A 15,171-nucleotide genomic window follows, 5' to 3' on the forward strand; every position below is an offset into this window, starting at 1 on the left:
GGGTGGTCGACCAGTCCTGGGTCGGGCGTTCGCTCGACCCGGCCGGGCCGTACCAGGTCGGTCGCGAGAAGATCCGCGAGTTCGCCGTCGCCATCGGTGACGGCGATCCGCTGTTTCACGACCTGGACGCCGCCCGCGCGGCCGGACATCCCGATCTCGTCGTTCCGCCGACGTTCCCGGTCTGTTTCACGATGCCGGTCATCGAGGCGTTCCTGCGGGACCCCGACGTCGGGTGGGACTACACCCGGATGGTGCACGGGGATCAGCGCATCGCCTATCACCGCCCGATCCGGGCCGGTGACGAGCTGACCACGGTCGTGCACGTCGACGAGCTCCGTACCCGCGCCGGGAACCACATGCTGACCCTGCGGTGCGAGATCTCCGACGCCGCAGGTGAGTCGGTCGCGACCACGCACTCCATGCTCGTCAGCCCGGCGGGGGAGGACACGTGAGCGAGCCGTCGGGCCCGGCCGGACGACTGAGTCCGGAGACCGCGGCGACGGTGCAGAAGGGTGACGCTCTGCCCTCGTTCGAGGTGCGCGTGACCCGCGCCGACCTCGTCCGCTACGCCGGGGCCTCGGGCGACCACAACCCGATCCACTGGAGCGACCGGGTGGCCGGTGTCGCCGGGCTGCCCGGCGTCATCGCGCACGGCATGCTCTCGATGGCGCTCGCCGGCCGGGTGCTGACGGCCTGGACCGGTGACCCCGCCTCGATCGTCTCCTACGGCACCCGGTTCACCCGCCCCGTCGTCGTCCCGGACGACGACACCGGCGCCACCGTCGAGCTCGCCGGCACGGTGGCCGAGGTCCGTGAGGACGGCGACCGGCGGATCGCCGTTGTCGATCTCAAGGCGGTGTTCGAGGGCCGGACCGTCCTCGGGCGGGCTCGCGCCGAGGTCGTCCTGCCGGGGTGACGGACCCCGGGGTAGGGCTCTGCGGGAGCGGGTGCGTACACTCGATTCAGCCGGGCGCACCGGATGATCGGTCGCGCCCGTCCCACCACCCCCAGGGGCGGATCGGGACATAGGGGTGTAGCTCAATTGGCAGAGCAGCGGTCTCCAAAACCGCAGGTTGCAGGTTCAAGTCCTGTCACCCCTGCCACGACGCCGCAGGTCGCCGGGAGTCCGGTGGCGCGGCTGACGGCACGAACGGCGAAGTAGAGCAGGTTCTCCTCAGGCGGAGGACGTGACCGAGGGCGGGCCACACGCCCGCCGCGTGCGGAGGGCTAACGCGTGAGCGACGAGCACGAGTCGGAGCGGCCCGGGCAGGAGCGCCCGAGCAACGCGGCCGACCGTCGTGGGCGGCGGGCTTCGCGGTCCGGCTCCGGCGGTACTCCGGCCAAGGGGCGTGCCACTCCCACCCGCGCGGCGGCGGCGACCCAGGAGCGGAAGGTCTCCCTGTTCGGGCGGCTGACCCGGTTCCTGCGCGAGGTCGTCGCCGAGCTCCGCAAGGTCATCTGGCCGAACCGCTCCCAGATGGTGAAGTACACCATCGCCGTCCTGATCTTCGTGTCGTTCATGGTGGCTTTCGTGTTCCTGCTCGACTCGGCCTTCGCCGAGGGCGTCGCGCTGTTGTTCGGCGACTGACGCGAGCGAGAACCGGACCGACCGGCGACGACCGACATCGATGAAGGAAGCGAGAAGGACGTGACCTCCGACAGCAACGCGTACGTCGAGGCGGCCGATGAGGCCGCGATCGACGCCGTCGCCGAGCACGCGACCGACGAGACGCTTCCCGAGCAGTCCGTCCAGGATGTGGACGCCGAAGCCGCGCACGGTGACGACACCGGCGCCGACGACGAGACCGAGACCGACGGATCCGAGACCGACGACTCCGAGGCAGGCGAGACCGACGACCAGCCGGCCGCCGACGGTGACGAGCCGTCCGAGGCCACCGACGAGACCTCCGAGGCGGTGACCTCCGAGGAGGAGGTCGTCGAGGAGGAGGCCGACCCGGAGGAGGAGATGCGCGCCGCGCTGCGCCGCGCTCCGGGTGACTGGTACGTCGTGCACTCCTACGCCGGCTACGAGAACAAGGTGAAGTCGAACCTCGAGACCCGGGCCCAGACCCTGGATGTCGAGGACTACATCTTCCAGGTCGAGGTGCCCACCGAAGAGGTCACCGAGATCAAGAACGGGCAGCGCAAGAAGGTCCAGCGCAAGGTGCTGCCCGGCTACATCCTGGTCCGGATGGAGCTGAACGACCAGTCCTGGGGCGCGGTGCGCAACACCCCGGGCGTGACCGGCTTCGTCGGTGCCACGTCCAAGCCGTCGCCGCTGACGATCAACGAGGTCGTGAAGTTCCTCCTGCCCAAGACCGAGGCCCCCAAGAAGGACGCCGAGGCGGGCAGGGCGGCTTCCACGGGCGGCGGCGCCGCCGGTGGTGGCGGCCCCGCGGTCGAGGTCGACTTCGAGGTCGGCGAGTCGGTCACCGTCATGGACGGGCCGTTCGCGACGCTCCCGGCGAGCATCAGCGAGGTCAACGTCGACGCCCAGAAGCTCAAGGTGCTGGTTTCGATCTTCGGCCGGGAGACCCCGGTCGAGCTCGGGTTCAACCAGGTCTCCAAGATCTGAGGCACCGCTGAGGATCGCCCGCGGCAAGGCAGGGCCGCGTGGCGCACATCGATCACTGAGGACAAGGCATGCCCCCCAAGAAGCGGAAGCTCTCCGCGATCATCAAGCTCCAGATCCAGGCCGGCGCCGCGACGCCGGCCCCGCCGGTCGGCCCCGCTCTGGGTCAGCACGGCGTGAACATCATGGAGTTCTGCAAGGCGTACAACGCCGCGACCGAGGCCCAGCGCGGCAACGTCGTGCCGGTCGAGATCTCGGTCTTCGAGGACCGTTCGTTCTCGTTCGAGCTCAAGACCCCGCCGGCCGCCAAGCTGCTGCTCAAGGCAGCGGGCGTCGACAAGGGCTCCGGTGAGCCGCACAAGACGAAGGTCGCCACGGTCACGCAGGCCCAGGTCCGCGAGATCGCCGAGACCAAGATGAAGGACCTCAACGCCAACGACCTGGACCAGGCCGCGAAGATCATTTCCGGTACCGCCCGGTCCATGGGCATCAAGGTCGAGGGCTGATACCGACGACGTCGGTGTCGAGCTAGTCAGTCCCGAAGGGCCCGAGCCCATCGGGGTGCGACGGGGGCGGAGTCCCCCGTCTGGTGTGGGAGAGCCGGGCGCGGCTCGTACCACGACCTGACCTCACAGAGGAGACGAGGACAGATGGCACAGCGCAGCAAGGTCTACCGCGAGGCCGTCGCGAAGATCGACGCGGACCGCCTCTACTCGCCGCTCACCGCGGCGAAGCTGGCCCAGGACACCTCCAGCAAGAACACCGACGCGACCGTCGAGGTCGCGCTCCGGCTGGGTGTCGACCCCCGCAAGGCGGACCAGATGGTCCGCGGCACCGTGAACCTGCCGCACGGTACCGGCAAGACCGCCCGGGTGATCGTGTTCGCCACCGGTGACAAGGCCACCGAGGCCGAGGCCGCCGGTGCGGACGCCGTGGGCGCCGAGGACCTGATCGAGCGCATCCAGGGTGGGTGGCTCGACTTCGACGCCGCCATCGCCACCCCGGACCAGATGGCCAAGGTCGGCCGGATCGCCCGCATCCTGGGCCCGCGTGGCCTGATGCCGAACCCGAAGACCGGCACCGTGACCCCGGACGTCACGAAGGCCATCAACGAGATCAAGGGCGGCAAGGTCAACTTCCGGGTGGACAAGCAGGCCAACCTGCACCTGGTCATCGGGAAGGCCTCGTTCGACACCGACAAGCTGGTGGAGAACTACGGCGCCGCCCTGGACGAGATCCTGCGGCTCAAGCCGTCGGCCGCCAAGGGCCGCTACGTCAAGAAGGTCACCGTCTCGACCAACACCGGCCCGGGCATCCAGGTGGACCCGAACCGGACCCGGAACCTGCTGGCTCCGGACACGGAGGAGCAGGTCTGACCTGAGGGTCTCCTACAGCGACGCCCCCGGCTCCGATCACGGAGCCGGGGGCGTCGTCGTGGTGTGGTCAGGACCAGTCGGCGAGAACGGTGTCGGCGTCCTCCGGGCCGGTCCCGCGTGAGGCCGCCTCGGCGCCGGTGCGCGAGAAGCGCGGCGCCGGTGCCGCCTGCGGGACGCCGTCGACGGTGACGATGGTGTTCCGCGCCCTCAGGTGTGCGTCCTCGCGAGCCTCGGCGAAGGAGAGCACCGGTGTCGTGCACGCGTCGGTGCCGGCGAACACGTCGGCCCACTCGTCGCGCGGCTTCGAGACGAACACCTCGGTGAACCGGGCGCGCATCGCGGGCCAGCCCGCGCGGTCGTACTGCGGGCCGAGCTCGGCCTCGGTCAGACCGAGTCCGGCGATCAGCTGGGCGTAGAACTGCGGCTCCAGGGCCCCGACGGCCATGTACCTGCCGTCCGCGCAGGTGTAGGTGTCGTAGAACGGCGCGTGCCCGTCGAGCAGGTTCGAGTCCCGCTCGTCGACCCAGGCGTCGGCGGCGAGGAAGCTCCAGAACATCTGGTTGAGCATGCTGACGCCGTCCACCATGGCGGCGTCGACGACCTGTCCCACCCCGGAGGTCTTGGCCTCCCACGAGGCGGCCAGCACGCCGATCACGAGCAGCATCGAGCCGCCGCCGAAGTCACCGACCAGGTTCAGCGGGGGAACCGGACGCTCGCCGGCGCGGCCGATCGCGTGCAGCGCGCCGGTCAGCGAGATGTAGTTGATGTCGTGCCCGGCCCGCGGCGCCATCGGGCCGTCCTGGCCCCAGCCGGTCATCCGGCCGTAGACCAGGCGTGGGTTGCGGGCGTGGCAGTCCTCCGGCCCGACACCGAGCCGTTCGGTCACCCCCGGGCGGTAGCCCTCCAGCAGCACGTCGGCCTTCTCCACCAGCCGCAGCACGGTCTCCCGGCCGGCCGGGTCCTTCAGGTCCGCGGTGACCGTGCGGCGGCCGCGGGTGGTCGGGTCCGGCACGTCCGCGGCGCCGAGATCCAGACCGCCCGAAGGCCGGTCGACCCGGACGACGTCCGCGCCGAGATCGCCCAGCACCATCGCCGCGTGCGGGCCGGGCCCGATCCCCGCCAGCTCGATCACTTTCAGTCCGGCCAGCGGACCCTTGCCCCGTGTCACCGGCTACCTCCTCGCACTCGATGTACGAGCGACAGTAACCCGGCGCCGGCGCCCTACCCGGCCGCGTGCCGGGACTGTCGTTCGTAGTCCCAGAAGTCCTTGCCCAGTTCCTGCACCGGATGCCCGGTCTCGTCGCGCTCCTGGATGGTGAAGAAGTAGCGGCCGTGCTGCCAGCCGTCGCGCGCGGCGATGCCCAGCAGGACGGCCTCCGCCCAGGCGTGCCACTCGTCGTAGTCGTGTGGCAGCGGGTCCGGCATGTCGCACTCGATCTCGCTGATCGGGTGCAGCGCGCCGCGCAAGGGCTGCCACATGTGTACGTCCAGCCACAGATTGTCCATCGCCGCCTCCGCCGGTCTCGATCATGACGATCGACACGCAGTATCGGAGGCGGCATCGCTATGCACCCGACAGGACGCCGGTGTACAGCCGATCGGATGAAGATCAGGCCTTGAGCAGGTCGTCCCGATTCTCGGCCTGCAGCTTCGCCTGGTACGGCTTGAACAGCTGCTTCGCCATCGGCAGCAGCGTGAGCAGCTTCGAGACCGGGCCCTTCGCGCGGACGTCGCCCTTGGCCATCGCGACGGGCAGGATCACCTTGCCCAGCCAGAACCGGTTGCCGGTGTCGGCGCTCATGAACAGTTCGATGTTCGGGTCCGGGCCGTTGCCGGCTCCGGTGTGCAGCTGCGAGTTCGGCATGTCGACGGTGATGACCGCTGCCGGATCGGTGTAGGTGATCCGCAGGACGACGCCGGACGACTGCAGCTTGGCCACCAGGTCCGGGTCCTCCAGACCGATCCGGAAAACCCCGCCCAGGTACTCGTAGACCTCGGCCTCGTCGGCGAACACGGCCATCAGCGCCTCCTCGCGAGATGTCGTGGCGGGCACGGACGTGCCGCCACCGGGTGCGAGTCTCGCGGCTGCGACCCGGACGGCCCAGCCGATGACCGGGCCAGCTCTGGCCCGCCCGGGCCGCGCGCGCGGGAGCGGGAGCGACGCCCGGGTCAGCGCCGGTCGGCGGGGTCCTCGTCGAGCAGGCCGCAGCGTCCGGCCAGGGCGGCCGCCTCGATCCGGTTGGCGGCACCCAGCTTGTGCAGCAGCGAGGCGATCATGCGCTTGGCGGTCCGCTCGCTGACCAGCATCGGCCGGGCGATGTCGGCGGTCTCCAGCCCGCGGGCGAGCAGGATCCACAGCTCGACGTCGCGCTCGTTCAGCCGGTCGAGCAGCCCGTCGGCCGTCCGGTCGGACGCGGTGAGCAGTGCGTCGAGCAGCTCGCCGCGCAGCACCCGGACCCCGGCCACGATCGCGAGCAGCGGGGCGACCAGCACCTCGGGGTCCGCGGACTTGCCGAGGTAGCCGTCCGCTCCGGCGCGCAGCGCGGCGGCGGCCAGATCGAGGTCCTCGGTCCCGGACAGCGCCAGCACCCGGGTCGCGGGGTAGGCGGCCTTGATCCGCCGGATCGTCTCCACCCCGCCCAGCGGGGGCAGGGCCAGGTCCACGATCGCGATACCCGCCCGGTGCCTGCCGACAAGTGCGACGGCCTCCTCGCCGGCCGTCGTCGACCCGGCGATCCGGAACGTCTCACCGGCCCGGGACTCGAGCAGGAGTGCGAGCCCCTGGGAGAACAGGTTGTGGTCGTCCACGATGACGACGACGTGCGGCTCGGCTGGCACGGCCGCGAGCCTAGTGTGGACGCTCCGGTGGGCCCCGGACGCCTACCGCACCCGACCGTCCGACCCCGGAGAGCGACCACCGCCATGAGCACCCCCAGCATCCCCGCCGTGCCGGGCCACCGGCGGCGGGAGGAGCTCCCGGAGCGCACCACGGAGGAGCGCACCGCCGTCGTCCTCCGGCTGTGCGTCGTCGTCGCCGCCGCGGTGCTGGTCGCGGTCCGCCCGGACAGCGCCGCAGGCGGGCTCACGGCGGCGGTGGCGTTGATCGCCGCGGCGACGGTGTACGCGCTGGCCCTCGCCGCGGCCGCCGTGTGGCGGGGTGCTCTGCCGGTCCGGCCCGCCGTGCTGACCGGCGTCGACGGGGTGCTCGCCGTCGTCGCGTGCGGGCTCACCGGCGGTGTGCGGAGCCCACTCGTCGCGGCCCTGCCACTGGTCGTCATCGCGATCGCGCTGCGCGGCGGGTCCGGGGTCGGGCGGATCGCCGCGGTCGTGCTCGGCACCGGCTTCACCGCGGCCGGCCTGCTCGGGACCGATCCCGCCGTCGCGGTGGCCGACCGGATCGTGGCCGGCGTGTGGTGGACCGGGTTCCTGCTCGCGACGGCGGTGCTGGTCGGGGTCCTGGTGCGGCTGCTGGAACGCCAGCTCGTCGACATCGCGACCACCCGGGCCCGCGCGGAGGGCGAACACGAGCGCTACCTGTCCGAGCGGGCACTGCGGGACCGGATCGTGTCGCAGAGCCGGGCCCGGCTCGACGGGGCGCGGGTGGTGCTGCACGAGTTCCGGACCCCGGTCGCCTCGCTGACCGCGCTGTCCGCCGACCTCGCCCAGGAGCGGCTGACCGGCGATGCGGCCCGGACCGCCGCCAGGCTGCTCGCCGACCACGCCGCCCACCTGCAGGACATGCTGGACGGCCTGGCCGATCTCGCCGTCGCCGACGGGAGCCCGCTGGGCCGCGACCGGCCCCGCCGGGTCCCGCTCGCGGACCTCGCCGACGGGGTCCTCGACGCCGCCGGGATCTCCGCGCAGCGGCGCCGCCCGGTCGTCGAACCGGCGGACGGGGCGGTCCACTGCGATCCGCAGCGGTTGCGCCGGCTGCTCACCAATCTCGCGGAGAACGCCGCCCGGCACAGCGGCGACGAGCCGGTCGAGCTGTACCTGGAGCACCGGGGCTCGACACTCACCGCCGAGGTCCGCGACCGCGGTCCCGGGCTCCCGGCAGGCCAGGAGGGGTTGGTGACGGCGAAGGGGGTGGCGCTGGGGGAGCGGCGTGGCACCGCCGGCCTGGGGCTGTGGATCGCCGAGGCGCTGGCGTCCGCGATGGACGGCGAGCTGAGCCTGCTGCCGCGCGACGGCGGCGGCCTCACCGCGCGGTTGACCCTGCCGCTGCCCCCGGCCTGACCGCCCTGGCACCCGGGGGCCAGTGCTGGCGCGGACGGCGGGTGTGGCCGCATCGGCGGACGGGCCAGGATCCTGCGTCATGCGGACGACGGCAGCGGTGCTGTGGGAACCCGGCGGCAAGTGGGAGATCGAGGAGGTCGAGCTCGACCCACCGAACGCCGGCGAGGTGATGGTCGAACTGACGGCTTCCGGGCTGTGTCACTCGGACGAGCACCTGGTCACCGGGGACCTCCCCGCGGTGCTGCCGATGGTCGGCGGCCACGAGGGCGCGGGCCGCGTGATCGAGGTCGGCCCGGGCGTCACCGACCTGGCGGTAGGGGATCCGGTCGTGATGACCTTCCTGCCGGCCTGCGGGCGCTGCCCGTACTGCTCCAAGGGCCAGCCGAACCTGTGCAACGACGGCTACGCCGCCACGCTCGGCCCGCAGCTCGACGGCTCCTACCGGTTCCACGCCCGCGGCGAGGACATCGGCCAGATGTGTCTGCTCGGGACGTTCGCGAAGCACACCGTCGTCCCGGTGAAGTCCGTCGTGAAGATCGACGAGGGCTTCCCGCTGGACCTGGCCGCGCTGGTCGGCTGCGGTGTCACCACCGGCTTCGGATCGGCGGTGCGCACCGCCGAGCTCCAGGCCGGTGACACCGCCGTGGTGGTCGGCGTGGGCGGGATCGGCGCGAACGCCGTGCAGGGCGCCCAGGCGGCGGGCTGCCGGTACGTCGTCGCCGTGGACCCGGTGGAGTACAAGCGGGAGAGCGCCCTGGGATTGGGCGCCACGCACGTCGCGGCGAGCATCGACGAGGCCTGGGAGATCGTCAGCGAGCTGACCCGCGGCCAGCTCGCCGACGCCGCGATCCTCTGCACCGGCGTGGCGCGGGGAGCCGACCTGCAGCCGCTGCTGCAGCTGGTCGGCAAGCGGGGCCGGGTCGTGGTCACCGCGCTGGCGAACGCAGTCGAGGAGACGGCGACGCTCTCGCTGCTGGACCTCACGCTCTACGAGAAGCAGATCCGTGGCGCGCTGTTCGGCAGTTCCGCCGCCCAGCACGACATCCCGCGGCTGCTCGAGATGCACAACCTCGGCCGGCTCAAGCTGCGCGAGCTGATCACCAAGGAGTATTCGCTCGACCAGGTCAACGAGGGTTACGAGGACATGCGCGCCGGGCGCAACATCAGGGGTCTCATCCGCTACCAGTAGCGCACGACGACGGCAAAGGAGCCGCATGTTGAGCACCACGAGCACGAGCACCACGGCCACCCGCACGATCGAGCACGGGAAGCGGGACGGGTTCGCCAGCCTGTCCGCCGGACGGCTGCGAGCCGACTCGTTCCCGATGCGGCTGTTCAGCAAGGGCAACGCGAAGCACTGGGACCCGTCGTCGATCGACTTCACGCAGGACGCCGCGGACTTCGCCGCGATGACCGACGACGAGCGCTGGCAGACCTGCGCGCTGGCCGCGCAGTTCCTGGCAGGGGAGGAGTCGGTGACCCAGGATCTGCAGCCGTTCGTGGCGGCGATGGCCGCCGAGGGCCGGCTGGCCGACGAGATGTACCTGACCCAGTTCGTGTACGAGGAGGCCAAGCACACCCAGGCCTTCCGGCTGTGGTTCGACGCCGTCGGCATGACCGGTGATCTGCACGAGTACATCGAGCACAACGAGCACTACCTGGAGATCTTCACCCGCGCCCTGCCGGAGAGCCTGTACGCGCTGGGCGACGACCCGTCCCCGGCGAACCAGATCCGGGCGTCGGTCACCTACAACCACGTCGTCGAGGGCACGCTCGCGCTCACCGGGTACTTCGCCTGGCACAAGATCTGCGCGGAGCGCGGGATCCTCCCCGGCATGCAGAAGGTGATCAAGCACATCGGCGACGACGAGCGCAGGCACATGGCCTGGGGCACCTTCACCTGCCGCCGGCACGTGGCCGGCGACGACTCGCTCTGGGACGTCGTCGACGGCCGGATGCAGGAGCTGATGGTCCCGGCGATGGGCGTCGTCACCGGCACCGTCGACCGGTGGCCGGAGGGGCAGGCCCCGTTCGGCATCGACATCGGCGAGCTGGCCGAGTACGCGATGGACAAGGTCGGACGCCGGCTGGGCGCGATCGAGTCGGCCCGCGGTGCGGACCTGCGCACGATCGACGCCGACGCCGAGCCGGAGAAGCTCGAGGAGCGCTTCCACGCCGAGGACCAGCGCATCCTCGCCGCCGCGGCCGCCACGGTCAGCTCCTAGCCGAAGGTGACCGGCAGCCGCTTGATGCCGTTGATGAAGTTGCCCGCGAGCCACTCGGGCTCGCCGACGGACAGGTTCGGCACCCGGGCCAGCAGCTCGCCGAACAGCGAGCGCAGCTGGGTCCGCGCCAGGTGGCTGCCCAGGCAGAAGTGCGGACCACCGCCCCCGAACCCGACGTGCGGGTTCGGGGAGCGGGTGATGTCGAAGACGTGCGGGTCGGCGAAGACCGACTCGTCGCGGTTGCCGGAGTGGTAGAACATCACGACCCGCTCGCCCTCGGCGATCCGCTGCCCGCGGATCTCGGTGTCCCGGGTCGCGGTGCGCCGGAACGTCAGCACCGGGCTGGCCCAGCGGATGAACTCCTCGACGGCGGGCTCGATCCGCTCGTCGAACTCCGCGGCCAGCACGCGGCGCTGCGCGGGGTTGCGGTCGAGCGCCAGGATCGCGTGGCTCGTGGTCTGCCGGGTGGTGTCGTTGCCCGCCACGCACAGCAGTACGAAGAAGGCCGCGATCTCCTCGTCGGTGAGCGCGTCACCGTCCACCTCCGCACCCACGAGCGCAGTCAGCAGGTCGTCGGCCGGTTCCGCCCGGCGGGCCGCGGACAGCTCGAAGCACGTGGTGTGCAGTGTCATCAGGCTGTTCAGCAGCACGGCCATCGGGTCGGCGTCCCCGATGTGGTCGGGGTCGTTCCAGCCGACGAGCGCGTTCGCGGCGTCGGCGACCTCCTGGCGCTTCCCCTCGGGGATCCCGAGCATCTCCGAGACCGTCCACATCGGGAGCCGCGCGGACACCGCGGACACGAAGTCGGCCTCACCGGGCAGCGCCAGCAGGTCGTCCACGATCCGCCGGGCCTGGTCGGCGATCTGCCCCTCGATCCGCTGCACCCGGCGCGGGGTGAACACCGAGCTGATCACCTTGCGCAGCCGGTTGTGCCGCGGGGCGTCCATCGCGAGGATCGAGTGGGCACTCTCCAGCACGTCCTCCGGGGCGTCCTCGAGCATCACCCCGCCGTACTGCTGGCCGGAGGCGAACGTCGCGGCGTCCCGGCTCACGGCGGTGATGTCGGCGTGGGTGACCAGCGCCCAGAACCCGGGGGCGTCCGGGTCGGGCAGCAGTTCGGTCTCCGCAGGCGGGTGCCAGGAGAGCGGGCGCTCGCGCCGCAGCAGCGCGAAGGACTCCTCGCGGACGTCCGGGGGCCGGGCCCAGAACGCCTGGGTCGAGATGTCGACGGGGTCGTAGGTCCGCTTCTCGGTGGTGGTCACGTCTGCCGCCTCCTGTGGTCGCTTCGTCGGAACCCGTGCGGGTGATCAGCCGGTGATCAGCAGGTCGTCGCGGCCGTCGGCCTTCAGCCGGTCGACGTAGACCGGGAAGAGCTTCTTCGACAGCGGCGCGAGCTGGAGCAGCTTGGTGACGGTGCCGTCGACCTTCACCTGCCCCTTGGCCATGGCGAACGTCAGGTTGACCTTGCCCTGCCAGTAGGCGTTGGCGGTCTCGGTCGACATGGTCATCGTGGCGTGGGCCGCCGGGGCGCCGTGCTCGGCGCCCTTCCAGACCGTGCCGCCTGCCAGGTCGATGACCAGCGCGGACTCCGGATCGGTGCACTGCTGGCGCAGCACCAGGCCGGTGCCGCGGAGCTTCGCTTCGAGCTCGGGGTCGTACAGGGCGGCCTCGAAGATGCCTCCGATGTAGCGGTACAGCTCGTCCTCGTCGGCGAATCCGGGCAACGGAACCTCCACGTCGTCGTGCGAAACGGTGCCTGGAGCCGAAACATAACGTAGATTACGTTACTGTCAACCGGTGTCGGACGCCCGTGAGGGCATCGGGGTGCCACCGCCTCCGGACAGGAGGTTCGCGAGCCCCACCCGACGGCCGGGGTGCGGCGGCCCCTCGCCGTGGCACCCTGAGCCGGCGCAGGCACGACGGCGAGTGGAAGCGGGGCGGCACGAGGTGGCCAGGAGAGCGGGCCGGCAGATCGCCGCCGAGCAGTACTTCGAGTCGGCGATGACGATCCTCGGGCGGGACGGGGCGGCCGGTCTGAAGATCGGGCCGTTGTGCCGCTCGCTCGGCGTGACCAGCGGCTCCTTCTATCACCACTTCGGCGGCTGGGCCGGGTTCGTGCGCGGTCTGCTGCAGTACTGGGAGTCGCAGCAGACCGACCGCGTCGTCGAGCTCGCCCGGGCCACCGCCGATCCGATCGAGCGGGTGCTCGTCGTCAGGCGACTGACCGTCGAGCTGCGCCACGACGCCGAGGCCGCGATCCGCGCATGGGCGCAGATCGATCCCGAGGTCGGCCGCGCGCAGGCGCGGGTGGACGGTCAGCGGCGGATCGCACTGGAGCAGGTGGTCGGCGACGTGGTCGAGAGCACGGAGATCGCCCACCGGCTGGCGATCTTCGGCTACTCGTTGCTCGTCGGGTTCCAGCAGACCTGCGACCCGCGGGACCGGGACCTGCTGCAGCGGCTGCTCGGCGACTACCAGGACCTGATCCTCGCCCACGCCGCGCCGCATCTGCGGCCGGTGACGCCGCCGATCAGGTGATCCTTCGGGTGGGTGTCGTGCGGTGCCCCTGCGTGGAGGCGCAGGCCTCCGGCGGCCGTTCGGAGTAGCGTCGCTGCGCATCCGGGGCCCCTGGTCACCCAGGGTTCGCCATCGCCCGGTGTGGTCCGGAACGCACGGTAAGCATAACGTTGATTACGTTACGGTCCGCTTTCACCGGACCGAATACCACCCAGTAACCCCTCGCCTCCCGGCTCGTTGACCCGTTCAGCACTGCAGAGTGGCCGGCGCTCCCCGCTTTCCCGGCCCCCGGTGCAGATCGAGTGGTCGATGCGCGAGGAGGCGACACGTGACCGGTGTCGAGGTGAAGGTCGAGGGGCTGACGAAGTCCTTCGGCCGGGCCAACATCTGGTCGGACGTGACACTGACGCTGCCTCCGGGAGAGGTGTCGGTGTTGCTGGGCCCGTCGGGTACCGGCAAGTCGGTGTTCCTCAAGTGCCTGATCGGGCTGTTGAAACCGGAGCAGGGCTCGATCGTGATCGACGGTGTCGATCTGGTGCGGTGCTCGGAGTCGAAGCTCTACGAAATCCGGAAGCTGTTCGGGGTGCTGTTCCAGGACGGTGCGCTGTTCGGGTCGATGAACCTGTTCGACAACATCGCGTTCCCGCTGCGTGAGCACACCCGCAAGTCGGAGACGGCGATCCGCGACATCGTCCTGGAGAAGGTCGAGATGGTCGGCCTGATGGGTGCCGAGGGCAAGCTGCCCGGTGAGATCTCCGGCGGGATGCGCAAGCGGGCCGGCCTGGCGCGGGCGTTGGTGCTGGATCCGCAGATCGTGCTGTTCGACGAGCCGGACTCGGGCCTGGACCCGGTGCGCACCGCGTACCTGAACCAGCTGATCATCGATCTGAACGCGCAGACCGACTCGACGTTCCTGATCGTCACCCACGACATCAACTCGGCGCAGACGGTGCCGGACAACATGGGGCTGCTCTACCGCAAGCACCTGGCGATGTTCGGCCCGCGGGAGGTGCTGCTGACCAACGACGAGCCGGTGGTGGCGCAGTTCCTCAACGGTCGCCGTGAGGGCCCGATCGGGATGTCGGAGGAGAAGGACGCCGCGCAGGCGGCCCGGGAGATGGAGGCGGCCGGCGAGCTGCAGGGCCTGCCCCCGATGAAGCCCCAGCTCGAGGCCTCGCCCGGGATGCCGGACCGCCAGGCGGTGCACCGGCGCCGGGAGCGGGTGCTGGCGATGCTGCACGAGTTGCCCGCGCCGGCCCAGCACGCGATCCGCGAGTCCTACGGGCAGGCCCCGGCCTCGGAGTGGGGCCCGTCCCAGGACGGCACGACGCACGCGGTCGCCCGGGACGGCGGTGTCGCCGCCGGCCAGGGCCCGGACACCGACGACCGGCCCACCGACATCCACCCGCGGATCACCGACGACCCGGCCCAGCCCGGTCGTCACCAGCTCGCGGGCGGCGACGAGTGACCGCGCCCAACCCCGTGGCCCGGGTGCTCGGCCCGGTCGGGAGGTTCATCGGGCTCGGCGCCGAGATCGGCAGGCAGGCGATGCGGCGGCCGTTCCAGCTGCGCGAGCTGGTCGAGCAGACGTGGTTCGTCACCAAGGTCTCGGCCCTGCCGACGGCGCTGTTCACGATCCCGTTCGGCGCGACGATCGCGCTGCTGCTCGGTGAGCTGACCCGCCAGTTCGGTGCCCAGTCGCAGACCGGTGCCGGGGCGGTGCTCGCGATCGTGCAGCAGGCCGCGCCGATCGTCACCGCGCTGCTCATCTCCGGCGCGGGCGGGAGCGCCGTCTGTGCCGACCTGGGGGCGCGGACGATCCGCGAGGAGATCGCGGCGATGGAGGTGCTCGGCATCTCGCCGATCCAGCGCCTGGTCGTGCCGCGGGTGCTCGCCATGGGCATCACCGCGGTCGTGCTGAACGGCCTGGCGACCTGCGTCGGCGTGGCCGGCGGCTACTTCTTCAACGTGATCATCCAGGGCGGCTCGCCGGGCGCGTACATCAACAGCTTCTCGGCGATCGCGCAGGTCTCGGACATCGTCGTCTCGGAGCTGAAGGCGTTCCTGTTCGGCATCGTCGCCGGGGTCGTCGCCGCCTTCCGCGGTCTCAACCCGCCGCCCGGCGCGAAGGGCGTCGGGGACGCGGTCAACCAGGCCGTCGTCATCTCCTTCGTCCTGGTCTTCCTCATCAACCTCGTTCTGACCGCCCTGTACCTCGAGCTCGTCCCGCCGAAGGGCTTCTAGA

18 protein-coding genes and 1 tRNA gene are annotated in these 15,171 nt (G+C 71.3%); 13 read left to right on the top strand and 6 right to left on the bottom strand.

The features are described from left to right. The first annotated feature begins 2 nt into the window (after positions 1–2). The 7 genes from JOF36_RS07150 (at position 3) to rplA (ending at position 3,948) form a co-directional block, all read left to right on the top strand. Positions 3–452 carry a MaoC family dehydratase N-terminal domain-containing protein gene (locus tag JOF36_RS07150; protein ID WP_210025610.1) on the top strand — a complete coding sequence of 150 codons (450 nt, stop codon included), beginning with the start codon at positions 3–5 and terminating at the stop codon, positions 450–452. Then, positions 449–916: a MaoC/PaaZ C-terminal domain-containing protein gene (locus JOF36_RS07155; protein ID WP_372447368.1), complete on the top strand. Its 468-nt coding sequence runs from the start codon at positions 449–451 to the stop codon at positions 914–916. The genes JOF36_RS07150 and JOF36_RS07155 overlap by 4 nt, the downstream gene beginning before the upstream one ends. A 111-nt stretch (positions 917–1,027) precedes the next feature. Next, positions 1,028–1,103 (top strand) — tRNA-Trp (locus tag JOF36_RS07160). A 131-nt stretch (positions 1,104–1,234) separates the two neighbouring features. Continuing rightward, entirely contained in the window at positions 1,235–1,588 is a 354-nt protein-coding gene (gene secE / locus JOF36_RS07165) for a preprotein translocase subunit SecE (RefSeq protein WP_210025611.1), read from the top strand. Positions 1,589–1,696: 108 nt separating this feature from the next. After that, on the top strand, positions 1,697–2,575 hold the full coding sequence (gene nusG / locus JOF36_RS07170; RefSeq protein ID WP_210035231.1) for a transcription termination/antitermination protein NusG: 879 nt from the start codon (positions 1,697–1,699) through the stop codon (positions 2,573–2,575). Between the two features lie 68 nt (positions 2,576–2,643). Beyond that, the gene (gene rplK, locus JOF36_RS07175; RefSeq protein ID WP_210025612.1) at positions 2,644–3,078 is read left to right on the top strand and encodes a 50S ribosomal protein L11; all 435 of its coding nucleotides are present in this window, start codon (positions 2,644–2,646) and stop codon (positions 3,076–3,078) included. A 144-nt stretch (positions 3,079–3,222) separates the two neighbouring features. Further along, positions 3,223–3,948, top strand: a complete 726-nt coding sequence (gene rplA / locus JOF36_RS07180; protein ID WP_210025613.1) for a 50S ribosomal protein L1 — start codon at positions 3,223–3,225, stop codon at positions 3,946–3,948. A gap of 67 nt (positions 3,949–4,015) precedes the next feature. On the opposite strand, the gene JOF36_RS07185 is transcribed toward rplA, so the two are convergent. The 4 genes from JOF36_RS07185 to JOF36_RS07200 form a co-directional block, all read right to left on the bottom strand. Further along, positions 4,016–5,116, bottom strand: a complete 1,101-nt coding sequence (locus JOF36_RS07185) for a CaiB/BaiF CoA transferase family protein (RefSeq protein WP_210025614.1) — start codon at positions 5,114–5,116, stop codon at positions 4,016–4,018. A 53-nt stretch (positions 5,117–5,169) separates the two neighbouring features. Further along, the gene (locus tag JOF36_RS07190) at positions 5,170–5,454 is read right to left on the bottom strand and encodes a hypothetical protein (RefSeq protein ID WP_210025615.1); all 285 of its coding nucleotides are present in this window, start codon (positions 5,452–5,454) and stop codon (positions 5,170–5,172) included. A 103-nt stretch (positions 5,455–5,557) separates the two neighbouring features. Continuing rightward, the gene (locus tag JOF36_RS07195) at positions 5,558–5,968 is read right to left on the bottom strand and encodes a sterol carrier protein (RefSeq protein WP_210025616.1); all 411 of its coding nucleotides are present in this window, start codon (positions 5,966–5,968) and stop codon (positions 5,558–5,560) included. 149 nt (positions 5,969–6,117) lie between these two features. Beyond that, positions 6,118–6,786: a response regulator gene (locus JOF36_RS07200; RefSeq protein WP_210025617.1), complete on the bottom strand. Its 669-nt coding sequence runs from the start codon at positions 6,784–6,786 to the stop codon at positions 6,118–6,120. 84 nt (positions 6,787–6,870) lie between these two features. Here JOF36_RS07200 and JOF36_RS07205 point away from each other — a divergent pair, with 84 nt between their 5' ends. The 3 genes from JOF36_RS07205 (at position 6,871) to JOF36_RS07215 (ending at position 10,409) form a co-directional block, all read left to right on the top strand. Beyond that, positions 6,871–8,184: a sensor histidine kinase gene (locus JOF36_RS07205; RefSeq protein ID WP_210025618.1), complete on the top strand. Its 1,314-nt coding sequence runs from the start codon at positions 6,871–6,873 to the stop codon at positions 8,182–8,184. A 79-nt stretch (positions 8,185–8,263) separates the two neighbouring features. Then, a complete protein-coding gene (locus JOF36_RS07210; protein ID WP_210025619.1) occupies positions 8,264–9,373 on the top strand; it encodes an NDMA-dependent alcohol dehydrogenase in 1,110 nt (369 codons plus the stop codon). Positions 9,374–9,398: 25 nt separating this feature from the next. Next, on the top strand, positions 9,399–10,409 hold the full coding sequence (locus JOF36_RS07215; protein ID WP_210025620.1) for a R2-like ligand-binding oxidase: 1,011 nt from the start codon (positions 9,399–9,401) through the stop codon (positions 10,407–10,409). Here the strand turns inward: JOF36_RS07215 and JOF36_RS40765 are convergent. Together JOF36_RS40765 and JOF36_RS07225 are read right to left on the bottom strand one after the other, a co-directional pair. After that, positions 10,406–11,671 (bottom strand): cytochrome P450, encoded by a 1,266-nt coding sequence (locus JOF36_RS40765; protein ID WP_210025621.1) that lies wholly within the window; start codon positions 11,669–11,671, stop codon positions 10,406–10,408. The two genes, JOF36_RS07215 and JOF36_RS40765, sit on opposite strands and share 4 nt — an antisense overlap. A gap of 45 nt (positions 11,672–11,716) precedes the next feature. After that, on the bottom strand, positions 11,717–12,133 hold the full coding sequence (locus tag JOF36_RS07225; protein WP_210025622.1) for an SCP2 sterol-binding domain-containing protein: 417 nt from the start codon (positions 12,131–12,133) through the stop codon (positions 11,717–11,719). Between the two features lie 223 nt (positions 12,134–12,356). Here JOF36_RS07225 and JOF36_RS07230 point away from each other — a divergent pair, with 223 nt between their 5' ends. The 3 genes from JOF36_RS07230 to JOF36_RS07240 all read left to right on the top strand — a co-directional run bounded on the left by JOF36_RS07230 (position 12,357) and on the right by JOF36_RS07240 (position 15,170). Beyond that, positions 12,357–12,947: a TetR/AcrR family transcriptional regulator gene (locus JOF36_RS07230; protein ID WP_210025623.1), complete on the top strand. Its 591-nt coding sequence runs from the start codon at positions 12,357–12,359 to the stop codon at positions 12,945–12,947. A 307-nt stretch (positions 12,948–13,254) separates the two neighbouring features. Beyond that, positions 13,255–14,394, top strand: a complete 1,140-nt coding sequence (locus JOF36_RS07235; protein ID WP_210025624.1) for an ABC transporter ATP-binding protein — start codon at positions 13,255–13,257, stop codon at positions 14,392–14,394. Beyond that, the gene (locus tag JOF36_RS07240; RefSeq protein WP_210025625.1) at positions 14,391–15,170 is read left to right on the top strand and encodes an MlaE family ABC transporter permease; all 780 of its coding nucleotides are present in this window, start codon (positions 14,391–14,393) and stop codon (positions 15,168–15,170) included. The genes JOF36_RS07235 and JOF36_RS07240 overlap by 4 nt, the downstream gene beginning before the upstream one ends. Position 15,171: the final 1 nt, after the last annotated feature.

It is taken from the genome of Pseudonocardia parietis (assembly GCF_017876315.1).
Taxonomy (GTDB): domain Bacteria; phylum Actinomycetota; class Actinomycetes; order Mycobacteriales; family Pseudonocardiaceae; genus Pseudonocardia; species Pseudonocardia parietis.

Bases quoted from the DNA above. Each gene is read 5' to 3' on its own strand.
- rplK (WP_210025612.1), top strand. From the start codon at position 2,644: ATGCCCCCCAAGAAGCGGAAGCTCTCCGCGATCATCAAGCTCCAGATC.
- rplA (WP_210025613.1), top strand. From the start codon at position 3,223: ATGGCACAGCGCAGCAAGGTCTACCGCGAGGCCGTCGCGAAGATCGAC.
- JOF36_RS07190 (WP_210025615.1), bottom strand. From the start codon at position 5,454: ATGGACAATCTGTGGCTGGACGTACACATGTGGCAGCCCTTGCGCGGC.
- JOF36_RS07195 (WP_210025616.1), bottom strand. From the start codon at position 5,968: ATGGCCGTGTTCGCCGACGAGGCCGAGGTCTACGAGTACCTGGGCGGG.
- JOF36_RS07205 (WP_210025618.1), top strand. From the start codon at position 6,871: ATGAGCACCCCCAGCATCCCCGCCGTGCCGGGCCACCGGCGGCGGGAG.
- JOF36_RS07210 (WP_210025619.1), top strand. From the start codon at position 8,264: ATGCGGACGACGGCAGCGGTGCTGTGGGAACCCGGCGGCAAGTGGGAG.
- JOF36_RS07215 (WP_210025620.1), top strand. From the start codon at position 9,399: ATGTTGAGCACCACGAGCACGAGCACCACGGCCACCCGCACGATCGAG.